Here is a 12,825-nt window from a genome sequence, read left to right as displayed (position 1 = left end):
AAAAACAAACCTTCTTAATTAAAGGTTTGCCGTATATTTATTATAATAACTTTTTAAACTTCTTTACTTTTATTAGAGCTACTTATCTTATTTTGACTATATAATTTTATTTTATTAATAAGTTTTTTAACAATAATCTTAAATACATCAATATAATTTTTATTTATTTTCTTTTTAGTTTCATATACTAAAAGTACTATTCCAACAGTTAATGGTATAATATAATAACTTACCCTATATAAAACTAAAGCTAGTAATGCTTCTTCTTTATTTATTCCTAATGCTCCTACCCCTAAAATAAATGAAAGATCAAAACCTCCAAGCCCTCCAGGCATCATGCTTACAATCCCTATAGCTGAGGACACTACATATATTGGAAATATTCTTGATATTGTTAACTTAGTTCCTAGCAATTTAAGAATACTATATAATAATAAAGCCATTGCTGTCCATTCTAAAATTGAAATTATCATTATTTTAATAGTCTTTATAGCATTTTCACGTTTATCTTTATTTACATATCTATATAAATTATATATTAGAAGAATTGGTGCGTAAAGCCCTGCTAAAAATATACCTAATTTCACTAATTCCATTTTTTTTAAATCATCTATGTTTAATACTGAATAAATAAAGCAAAGTAGTGAGAATCCAGTAAAATTTAATAATACTACCTTTGAAACCTCTTTTACCAAAGCTGCTTTATCTTTAATATAAGGTGAATAAAAATAGCTTTTAAGAGCTATTGCAGCTGCACCTCCAAAGCCTATTATACTTGAAATTGAACTTGCAATCCAAGAAGACTTATAAAGACTTTTATTGTCTAATGATATATTGCATGTGTCTTTAATTATAAAATCATATAACGATAATGGTAAATATGATAGTATTCCCAAAATTATAATAATACTTAAGCTTATAAATGAAAGCTTGTCTCTATAAGAGTAAAATGTATTTATATCAAAATCTGAAAATAATCTTTTAAACTGAATAAGTATAATCATTGATATACCAAGCATAAAAATTACTTTCATCCATACTTTTACTTTGTCTTCAACCTTAACTAACATATAAATTCTCCCTGCTAAATTAATTTATATAATAAAAAATATTTACCCAACCTTTATCAGTATATATTAATAACAATATAAATTCAAAAGTTTTTATATCATTTATATATAAATTAAGGAAAATTATTTTATTTACTACTATTTAAATAATTAATATGTTTATTTCTAGTCTATTAATTATAAATTAAATTTCTCTTCATCATATCCTGCAAATAATACTAATGCTACAACAGTTAATACATCTTTAATTTTTTTCATAAAAATCATCTCCTTGCTTAACTTTATATATTTATTATATTGTTTATCTATACTTTATAGTATTTATGTATATTACTTTAAACTTTCATTTATGTAATGTAACACTAAAAATTTTTATAAAAAATCACCTTCCTAAGTGAATGATAAAATAGTTTTTATCTAAATTACTTAAAAAGGTGATTTTAATTACAAAATTTAATTTTATTTTATAAACTACAAACTCTAACTTGCTTTAACTTTTCTATGACATAAATATATTATCTGAATCATAGTAAATGGTAATGAGCTTTTTTTTCTATATGCCAAATATTTTGGTACCCATTGTTTTGTATATTTTTCTTTAAAGCTTCTTAATCCTGTAAAGGAATAAAACGATTGTCCATGAATGCATATTTGAGCTGCAATCTTCTCACTTATAAAGGAGTATTTTGATGTCCCTACATTAGCTAATGGAGCCATTCCAATATCAAAATTCTTATAATCATTCTCTTTACCATAAGCTATAAGATTTATCATAAGGAAATCCATTGTACCAATTATTGCATCATTTGAATACCTCATTAAATCTATAGAAAAACTTCTTTCCGAATCATACATAGGCATTAAATTAGCAAAACACTTAATTTTTCCATTTTCATCTTTAACTACTGCCATTTTATCTAATGATAAATATTCTTCATTAAAAAAGCCAATTGAAAAACCCTTTTCGTATCTCTCTCCAAGCCATTCATTAGAAACTTCTCTTAACTCAGCTATAAAATCCTTGTTAAAGGGTGGCTCTATAATCTCAAAGGTATATCCAGCTCTTTCTATTTTATTATAAGTTGCTCTTAACCCTCTTGTCTTTTTCCCTGATACAGAAAAATTGGATAAGTCTACAATACCTTCTTGTCCTAGCTTCATAAATTCATAACCATATTCATGAAGCATAGGTATCATTTCTTTATCTACCTGATAAAATATAGGAGTGTATCCGTATCTATCTGCTAAATCATAAAATTCTTCTATTGCACTTAATATACTATTTCTATCTCCTATTGGATTTCCTAAAACAACTAATTTATCTGATTGTTTTTGATATTGAATAAGAACTGTATTGTCTTCATTAATGAATACATATTTATCTTTTAAATATATTAAATGTGTTAATGGATTACCTTTATAATTACTTAAAATATTTTTTATTTTATCTTTATTATCTTCAAAGGTTTCAAATGGATATCTATTTCTTTTATTAATTAAATAAATTACCCCTATGAATATTATTGAAATTATAAATCCTATTATGCTACTAATAAATAAGTAATTATAACTATTTTCTACCATTTCTTTAGTGTAAGCACTAAATTTATGCAACCTATTAGAAAATCTAGGAAAATACATTATTAGATATACTAATAAAAATCCAAATAATGCAATTGAATCCTTAAGTAGTTTTTCCCATGAAAATACAAAACTTTTCCTATAAAAGTTATGTCTACTTAAAAACAAGAAAATTATCACAAAGGTCAAAAATCCAGTTTGCCAATAACGATATACTCCAATTATTGAGCCTGTCCAAGCAATTGATACTAAAACCATAACAATTTTAAAAGTTTGCTTTGATTTATATAAAAGCATAGTTGAAATTGCAATAAGTAAAAATCCCATAACTATTTCCATAGTAATAGATAAATTATTTATTGGTTCTCTCATTACATACATCCTTCTAAAAGTAGACTTCATATGCGGCATTACTCTAAATAATAAAATCATTACTCCAGTTAAAAATATTAAAATTGATGATACTGTATATGAAAGATTAGTTAAAATTGAAGTAAATATATTATTATATTTTTTATCTATTCCCTTTTTCATTTCATTTATAAATAAGATTAATCCTATAAATAAAGGTACCATATAATAGCTTACTCTATACAAAACTAGAGCTAATAATGCTTCTTCCTTTGGAACACCTAAAGCCCCTACTCCTAAAATAAATGATAAATCAAATGTTCCAAGACCTCCTGGAACCATGCTTATTATTCCTATTGCACATGCAACTACATATATAGGGAATATTTGAGATAATCTTAATTCAGTTCCTAATAAAGTTAATATTCCAAATATTAAAATTACTGATGTTATCCACTCTAGTATAGATGTGCACATTATTTTAATTGTTTTAATTGCATCTTTACGTTTCTCTATATTTCTATATCTAAATAAATTATAAATTAAAAGACTTGGCGTATAAAATGAAGCTATTATTATTGCTAATTGAACTAATTGAAAATCTCTTAATTTTGAAATATTAAAAATAGAATAAACAAAACATACCATAGAAAATCCAGTAAAATTTAATGCTACAACTTTAGATACTTCTTTCACTAATTTGCTTTTATCCTTTATGTATGGTGAATAAAAGTAACTCTTCAAAGCTATTGCTGAGGTGCCTCCAAAACCTACAATACTTGAAATAGAACTTGCAATCCAAGAAAATCTATAAAGACTCTTATTATCTAAATCTATTTCACAAGTATCTTTTATGATTAAATCGTATAATGATAAAGGAAAATAAGATACAATTCCTAATATCCCAATAATCACCAAACTAAATATAGATAGCTTATCCTTATAAAAGTAAAATACACTGGCATTAAAGTCTAAAAATAGTTTCTTAAACTCCATAAATATTATTGTAAAAATAGCTAATATAAAAGCTACTTTTATTAACATTTTTAGTTTCTTCTCGAGTTTTAATTTCATATAAATTCTCCCTACAAACTTATTTTATACTTTTAAAATAATTAAATTAATAATGATACGCTTATAAGTATATATTAATCAACTAACTAATTTCAAAAGAAAACTTAATATTTATGTTTATTTTAAGGTTATCTTAAGATTATTTTAATATATCATTATTTCTTTTAATCTTTTATTTATATTTAATAATTCTCTCTATTATAGATTGAATTTTTCTTCATTATATCCTGCAAATAATACTAATGCTACTACTGATAAAACATCCTTAACTTTTTTCAAAATAATCATCTCCTCATTTACTTTATCTTATGTTTCTATTATAGTATCTCTTAATAATTTATGATATTTATTTACCTTACTTAATCCTTTCATTTTTGTAATATAAATATTTTTTATTTTAAAAGTATATAAAATAAAAAACAGCATTAATAATCTAATGCTGTTTTTATATAATTATATTTAAACTTTTTTTAATTTTTTATAAAAAGTATTTTGTAATGGTAATTTAGTTCTAAATTCTCCATCTAGCTTAAAGTAAGCTCCTTGCATAGCTGGTGCTGCTGGAACAACAACAATTTCTCCAACGCCCTTTGCTCCATAAGCTAAACTAGCTTTATTTTTTTCAACTAATATAGTTTCAATTTCTGGAATCCCTGTTGATCTAAATAATCCTAGTGTACCAAACTTAGCTAAAGGAACTCCATCTTTTAATGGATAGTCTTCTGTTAATGCATAACCAAGTCCCATAACTACTCCACCTTCTATTTGTCCTTCTACTGCTACAGGATTAACAGCTCTTCCAATATCATGAGCAGCTATAACTTTAATTACTTTTCCATTATCATCTAAAACTACTACTTGAGTTGCATATCCATAAGCAACATGGCTTACAGGATTAGGCTTTGTACTTCCCATTGGATCTGTATCTGAAACATATTCTCCATAAAACTCTTGACCTTCAAGATCTTCTAGTGATTTACTTTTTAATGCCTCTTTTAACTTTAAAGATGCTACTCTTGTTGCTTCTCCTGTAAATACAGTTTGCCTTGAAGCTGTTGTAGTTCCTGAATTTGGAGTTGTAAAGGTATCTGGATTATCTACTGAAACATTTTCTGGATTTATTCCTGTAGTCTCACATAAAATTTGTGTTGCTATAGTTCCGAGCCCTTGTCCTATACAAGCTGCAGAAGTTCTAATAACTGCTTTACTATCTTTAATCACTATTCTACATCTACCTGTATCTGGAATACCAACTCCTAACCCTGCATTTTTAAAAGCACAAGCTATTCCAACATGCTCATTATTTTCGTAAGCATCCTTCACTGCTTCTAAAGTTTCTACTAAAGCAGTTCCTTCATCAGCAATTTGTCCGTTTGGTAATACTTGTCCTGGTCTAATTGCATTTCTATATCTAAACTCCCATGGAGAAAGTCCTACCATGTCTGCAAGCTTATTTATATTACATTCATTTGCAAAAGCTGATTGAGTAACCCCAAACCCTCTAAATGCTCCTGCTGGTGGATTATTAGTATATACTGCTATACCTTCAATTTCTATATTTTGATAATTATAAGGTCCAGCTGCATGAGTACATGCTCTTTGTAGTACAGGTCCACCTAATGATGCATAAGCACCTGTATCTGATATTATTCTTCCTTTCATTCCTGTTAGAATTCCATTTTCATCACAAGCTGTAGTAAATTCCATTTCCATAGCATGTCTCTTTGGATGAATAATTAAGCTTTCTTTTCTACTTAAAGCAACTTTAACTGGCTTCTTTGTGAAGTAAGTCAAAAGTGCAGCATGGTGTTGAACACTCATATCTTCCTTTCCACCAAAGCCTCCACCCACAAGCATACTTTTAATTCTTAGCTTGCTTGGGTCTAGATTTAAAAGCTTTCCTATTTCACGAAGCTCATCATAAACTCCTTGACCACCTGTATAAACTGTTAAAACTTCATCTTCATAATTTGCAACTGCACATTCTGGTTCTAAAAATGCATGCTCTGTTGGAGGAGTACTATACCTTTCAGTCACAACATACTTGGAGTTTTTTATAGCCTCATCTGCATCTCCTCTTTTTAAATATTGCCTACTTAATATATTCCCACTTGAATGAACTTTTGGAGCATCATCTTTCATACCTATTTCAGGACTTGTTACAGGTGGAAGTTCTTCATAGTCTACTTCTATAAGAGTTAATGCTTCTTTTAATATTTTCTTATTCTTAGCTGCTACTAAGGCAACTGCATCTCCTAAGTATCTAGTTTCTTCTCCGATATCTATCATTGCTGGCCAATCTTGAACTAAATGTCCAATAAATCTATCTCCAGGAATATCCTTTGCTGTTATTACTGCATAAACGCCTTCTAAAGCTTTTGCTTTTGATGTATCTATATTTTTAACTAAAGCTCTTGGATATTTTGCTCTTAAAGCTGAACCATAAAGCATTCCATCAAAATGTAAATCATCTGCGTATTTACCTATTCCTAATGTTTTAATCTCGGCATCAATTCTAGGTAAATTTTCTCCAACTAATCCTTTACAATAAACCTTAGGTACCTCTTCATTATTTCTTAAAAGCTCTGCAACTAAATTAATTGCTTTTATGATTTTTACATATCCTGTACATCTACATATATTACCTTTAAGTGAATTTTTTATTTCATCTTCAGTAGGATTTAAATTTTTATCAAGTAATCCCTTTGCACTTATAACCATTCCTGGAATACAGAATCCACATTGGACTGCTCCACATTTACCAAAGGCATAAGCAAAAGCATCTCTTTCTTTTTCACTAATTCCTTCAACTGTAATTACTTCTTTATTTTCAAGTCTACTTAATTTTTGAATACATGCTCTTTGTGCTACCCCATCTACTAGGACCATACAAGCACCACAAGCACCCTCTGCACAACCATTTTTTACAGATGTTAATTGTGCTATATCTCTTAAATAATCAAGAAGACTCATATCCTCATCTACTGTTATACTTCTGCCATTGAGCTTGAAACTATACATTTAATCTGCTCCTTCCAATTATCAAATTGATAATTCCAATACTTTATTGATAAATCATCTTTTGGATATCTTATTTATACATATTTTTTTAATTCTTCTTCCTTTAAAACATCTATTTTGTCAATATAATAAGGATAATCTTTCAAAATTGTTTCAACAGTAATTTCTAATTTACTCTTATCTTCTTTTGAATTAACTACATAGATAAATTCTTTTCCATCTTCTCTTAATAAGAATTTATCTTCTCCAATTCTTAATAATCCAGTATTCTTTGAATTCTTATACTCTTCTAAATCTTGATAAATAGTTGTTTTCTTAAGGTATGGGAATCCACCCTTTGGACAGAACATATGACAGTTACCACATTCATTACACATATTTTCAACGTGAGCTATTTGATAATTAGCTGAAAGTTCTTCAACAGCCACCTTCATATTGGCTCTATTTGGACATACATCAACGCAAATTCCACAGCTCTTTAAGCAATCAAAAGTCTCTAGTTTATCTTCTAGAACCTTGCCGTTGCCTTTATTCTTGTAATTAGTATCATTCTTTGCCTTATTAGCTAATTCATTTAAAGCTTCAAGATTTAATCCTTTAGGCGCATGTCCTGCTTTTTTCATTTCACTTAATACAGCATTATTATTTGTATATCCCTTTGGTTGTAAATATAATGTTGCTATAGTAATAGGTGCAATTCCAGTATTAAATACATCTAATGCATTGTTTTTATCTATTCCACCTGATATAGATATGTTTATGTCATTAAACTCACTAGCAATATTTTTAGCAACATTTATCGCTATTGGGTAAAGTGGTTTTCCAGACATATACATAGCATCCCCTGGCATAATATTTCTAGTATTAACTACAGGTAATGTATTTGTTAACTTAACTGCGAATGTTACATTATTTTCTTTAGCTGTTTGTAATAGCTTAGTTATTATTTCTTTAGCCACGTCAAACTGTAAGTCATGCTCAAAGTCTTCTCTTTTTAATTCTATGTCATTGTAACCTAAATTATCTAAAATTTGTCTTACAGCATCATATCCTAATAATGTAGAATTACATTTTAATAATGTATTTATTTTCTTATTAGATATTAAATGAGTTGCTATGTCTAAAATTTCACTTGCTTTACATCCATGCATTGTAGAAAGTGTAATTATATTTGTAACCTTTGAGGTAATCTTATCTATATCTTCTAGTTTAAATCTTTTAAATTTATTTATATTTTTCTTTAATACTTCTATGCACTCTTTAAATGCTTTTGTATCTTTTGAATCTTTAAGGTCATCAATAAAGTCAGAAATCTTCTTTGATTGAATTCCTTTAAGGTCATATCCTACACTTATATTAAGTATAAAATCTTTTACATCTGATAATCCAAGTTCAACACCTACAACCTGTAATAATACTGAGGCTTTAATGTACTCATCTCTTGCTTCCTCAACTGTTAACTCTGTAGACCATTCTACATTGTATCCTACATTTTTAACATCAATACAAGGCCTTGCTATCATTTCTTGCATTTCTTTTCCATCTACTATTTGAACAGTCTTAGGTTCAAAATATCTGCATCCTGTTAGATAAGCTGCTAAAAAGTTTTGAGTTAATTGTGTATGAGGACCAGCTGCAGGACCTACTGGGAATCTTAAGTATTCTCCACAAAAATTCATTTCTATACTATTATCAATATCTCTATAAAAATCTTTTTCTTCTATTCCGAATATTTTTCCTTTTGTATAATAATCTTTAAGCGTTAGCTCAAGAATTTTTTCAAAAGACATTACTTTCATTACATCACTCATGGTTGTTCCACCTTTCTTAAAACAAATTTAATATGAATTCATATTGCTATAAATTTTCACTATAAATAAAAAATTTTAAAATATATAATTAAGGACTATTACATTTGATCCCATAATTTTTGTGCTATTTTTCTTGAATTTGCAAATATTTTTTCTTCATCTATATTTACTAATTCTCTATTTTTCATCACAACTTTTCCATTAATTATAGTTGTTAAGACAGATCTACCTGTAAATCCAAAAAGCATGTGACCATTTATATTATTTGCATTCATTGGAGTCAAAGGATTGTAATCAACTATAATCACATCTCCATAAGCACCTTCCTTTAATATCTCAAGTTCCCTCTTAAAGAATCTATTTGCTATATTTCTATTATTTTCAAATAATAATTTAAATGTTTCATTAAAAGCTACACTTGGATTACATCTATTATGTCTTTGTATTATAGGGAAGACCTTCATTGATTCAAACATATCGCTAGTATATCCATCTGTTCCCATCCCTATATTTATTCCTTTATTAACCATTTCTAGTACTGGAGAGCATCCAACTGCATTTCCCATATTAGATTCTGGATTGTTAACTACATTTGTATTAGTATATTTTAGTAAATCCATTTCTCTATTATTTATATGAACACAATGAACGGCTAAAGTTTTTTCTCCTAATATATTAAAATCATAAAGTCTTTCAATTACTCTCTTCCCACCATTCTTTAAAGCCTCATGTAAATCAGATATTCCTTCTGCCGCATGAATATGAAATCCTGAGTTTAGTCCTTGTATTTCCTTTGCACACTTTTCTAAAGTTTTATCACTTAAAGTAAAGGAAGCATGAAGTCCAAATAAACCTTTTATTAAATCATCCTCTTCTTTATTTGCATATTTTATAAAGTTTACGTTTTCATTTATACCTTCATCAGTTATATTAAATCCATCTCTATCTGATACTTCATAACATAAAGATGTTCTAATACCAAGCTCTTTAGCCACATCCCCTATAGTAAATAGACTATCAGTTATGCTCATAGGACTTGCATGATGATCAAAAACAGTAGTAACACCATTCTTAATACAATCAATATATGTTGTATATGCACTATATTTTGTATCCTCAAGTGTTAGTTTTTTATCTAGCTTCCACCAAAGTCTTTCTAATATTTCATTAAAATTTTGTGCTGGATCTTCCTTTGCATCCATTCCTCTTGCAAAAGCACTATAAATATGATGATGTGTGTTAATAAGCCCTGGCATTATTACTTTGCCTTTAGCATCAATAAATTCAAAATCCTTATATTTAATTTTTAAGCTTTCAAAATCTCCAACTTCAACTATTACCTTATCTTTTATAGCAACAGCTCCATTATTTATAATGAGGTTATTAATATCCTGAGTTATAACTATACCATTACCTATTAAAATCATTTATTTTCCCTCCAGTATAATATAATCAAAATTATATAAAGCATTATTCATGCCAAAATTGTAATAATTGAATTATTATATTCTATTTTTTTCTACTTAGTTATATAAAAGTATTAGTGATGATTAAAATTTTTATTTTAAATCAATATGCTTTTATAGAGTGACTTTAAAATTAATAAAATTTAAATTTATTATCAATTTAGTAAATGTAATTATCATTTTAAGAATAAAAATAGCCTCTGAAATTTATACTATTAAAGCATAATTTTCAGAGGCATTTTAAATTTCCAGTAACTTCAAACCAATTCTATAATACCAAATCTCTTAATTCACTAACACTTGATAAATAGTAATTCGAGTTATCTTTCATGAAATCAATTATTTCCGGTATTAAATGTGACCATCCTGCACTAGCAAAATCAACATCACAACTTTTCGCCATATCTAATCCTGGTTTTAAATCATCAACAACTAAGATATCTTTACTACTTAAATTAAGGATCCTCATAACTTCTTCAATCGGATATGGGTTTGGTTTTCTCTTATCCACTTCAAGATCCCAACCAAATATTTTATCTGGTACTATACCACAATTAATCATATAATCTCTTTTAATTTGTTCACTTTCTGAATGTGAGGCAACACAAATTATTCCACCTGCATTTTTAAAATCTTTTATTAACTCTGCGAAGCCAGGATAAAACTCTGGAATTTTTGACTTCGTATAGCTAGTCCATACTTTATATTGATATTCCTGCTCTTCTTTATTAAATTTCAAAATATCTTTGCATAGTTCTGAAAATCCTGGGCTAAAACAATTTGAAACAAAGTCTTCAAGTGTTAATATCTCTGTATTTGGCCTTAATACTTTAAGTGCCTCTACAAATGATGGATAATGTATATTAGGTGTACTCATTGTAACTGTATCATCATGATCTAAAATTAAGCATTTGTATTTCATTTATAAAACCTTCCTTAACATAGTTTATCTATATATGATTTTATATAAAATTCTACTATATTTAGTTTATATTTTAAATAAAATAAGTATTTTATTTTATATTAAATTAACTTTTTCTATATAAAGTAGCTAGTCCTATTCCAAGCTTCTTTGCAGCTTTAGATTTTCCTTTAGTATCATGTCCATATTTTTCTAATGCATAATTTATATATCTCTTTTCTAGCTCCTCTAATGTTATAAAATCTCCATCTATAATATTATCCAAAGTACTTTCTTCATGAGAGCTATAATATTCTAAAATGTAATCAGGTAATATACTACAAGTTATTCTGTTATCATCATCTACAAGATTTATCATAAACTCTACTGCATTTTGTAATTCTCTTATATTACCTTGCCATGGATAATTTTTAAGTTTTTCTATAACATCGTCTTCTATATCTATTTTTTCTAAATTATACGTTGTACAGTATTTATCTATAAAACTTAATACCAATTGTCTTATATCCTCTTTTCTCTCTGAAAGATTAGGTACTTCTATTGGTATTACATTTATTCTATAATAAAGATCTTCTCTAAATTTCTTTTCTTTTATCATTTCTTTTATATCTTTATTAGTTGCAGCTATAACTCTTATATCTAAGTTTATCATTTTATTTGAGCCTATTTTAGAAAATTTTCTTTCTTGAAGAACTCTAAGTAATTTTACTTGAAGAGAAAGAGGCATATCTCCAATTTCATCTAAAAATATTATTCCTCCATTTGCAAGCTCAAACTTTCCAACTCTACCATTATTATTTGCTCCACTAAAAGCACCTTTGGAATATCCAAATAACTCACTTTCAAGAAGTGCTTCTGGTATAGCAGCACAATTTATAGCAATAAAAGGTTTATTTCTTCTATTACTTTGTGAATGTATAGCTCTTGCTACTACCTCTTTTCCTGTTCCACTTTCCCCTGTTATAAGTATAGATGAAGTTGAATTAGCTATTTTAATAATCTTTCTTTTTATATTTTTCATAGCTTCAGACTCTCCAATTACGGATTCTAATTTTATTTCTCCCCAAGCATTACTTTCTGTTATATTATTACACTTATTCTTTTTGCATATCTTATTTAATATAACTATGCTTTTATAATTATAAGAGTCTAGATTAGTTTCTAAAAATTCCCCTATTCCATCATATTCAATACCCTTTGCCTTTAATCCTATTGTATTTTTATCTGCATCCTCTGATGTGGATATTTCTACCTTTTCTAAATCAATACTTTCAATACTTAAGGCTTTTCTTACGTAATTGTTTGCATAAATTACTTTGTTGTTAGAATTTAAAATTATAATTCCATCACTTATTCGACTAGCTATGTCCTTAATAAACTTTTCTTCCATGCTATCACCTTTTGTTTTATATTATTGATTATAATCCTCTCATATATTATCTTACCATTTTTTCCTTACCCTTACAATTATTATAATGATAAAAAAGTGAAGGTAAGAAAAGTATAAAAAAAGAAGCTTTAGAAATTCT

General features: G+C 27.3%; 7 protein-coding genes. All 7 read right to left on the bottom strand.

Annotation, left to right across the window (positions count from 1 at the left end; genetic code table 11):
* Positions 1-53 precede the first annotated feature (53 nt).
* Positions 54-1,070: a lysylphosphatidylglycerol synthase domain-containing protein gene (locus tag ACZJV1_RS07420; RefSeq protein ID WP_411170587.1), complete on the bottom strand. Its 1,017-nt coding sequence runs from the start codon at positions 1,068-1,070 to the stop codon at positions 54-56.
* A gap of 480 nt (positions 1,071-1,550) precedes the next feature.
* Complete coding sequence (mprF, locus tag ACZJV1_RS07415; protein ID WP_460287732.1) at positions 1,551-4,076, bottom strand: bifunctional lysylphosphatidylglycerol flippase/synthetase MprF; 2,526 nt, start codon at positions 4,074-4,076, stop codon at positions 1,551-1,553.
* Positions 4,077-4,535: 459 nt separating this feature from the next.
* The gene (gene xdh, locus ACZJV1_RS07410; protein WP_463651885.1) at positions 4,536-7,097 is read right to left on the bottom strand and encodes a selenium-dependent xanthine dehydrogenase; all 2,562 of its coding nucleotides are present in this window, start codon (positions 7,095-7,097) and stop codon (positions 4,536-4,538) included.
* Between the two features lie 74 nt (positions 7,098-7,171).
* On the bottom strand, positions 7,172-8,908 hold the full coding sequence (locus ACZJV1_RS07405; RefSeq protein ID WP_463651884.1) for a hypothetical protein: 1,737 nt from the start codon (positions 8,906-8,908) through the stop codon (positions 7,172-7,174).
* 98 nt (positions 8,909-9,006) lie between these two features.
* Positions 9,007-10,335 carry a putative aminohydrolase SsnA gene (gene ssnA, locus ACZJV1_RS07400; RefSeq protein ID WP_463651883.1) on the bottom strand — a complete coding sequence of 443 codons (1,329 nt, stop codon included), beginning with the start codon at positions 10,333-10,335 and terminating at the stop codon, positions 9,007-9,009.
* Between the two features lie 307 nt (positions 10,336-10,642).
* Complete coding sequence (locus ACZJV1_RS07395) at positions 10,643-11,296, bottom strand: HAD family hydrolase (RefSeq protein ID WP_463651882.1); 654 nt, start codon at positions 11,294-11,296, stop codon at positions 10,643-10,645.
* Between the two features lie 106 nt (positions 11,297-11,402).
* Entirely contained in the window at positions 11,403-12,686 is a 1,284-nt protein-coding gene (locus ACZJV1_RS07390) for a sigma-54 interaction domain-containing protein (RefSeq protein WP_411170581.1), read from the bottom strand.
* Positions 12,687-12,825: the final 139 nt, after the last annotated feature.

The organism is Clostridium sp. LS3 (genome assembly GCF_055330225.1).
The sequence above is the reverse complement of the archived record's forward strand: the minus strand, read 5'-3'. Positions and strand labels throughout refer to the sequence as shown.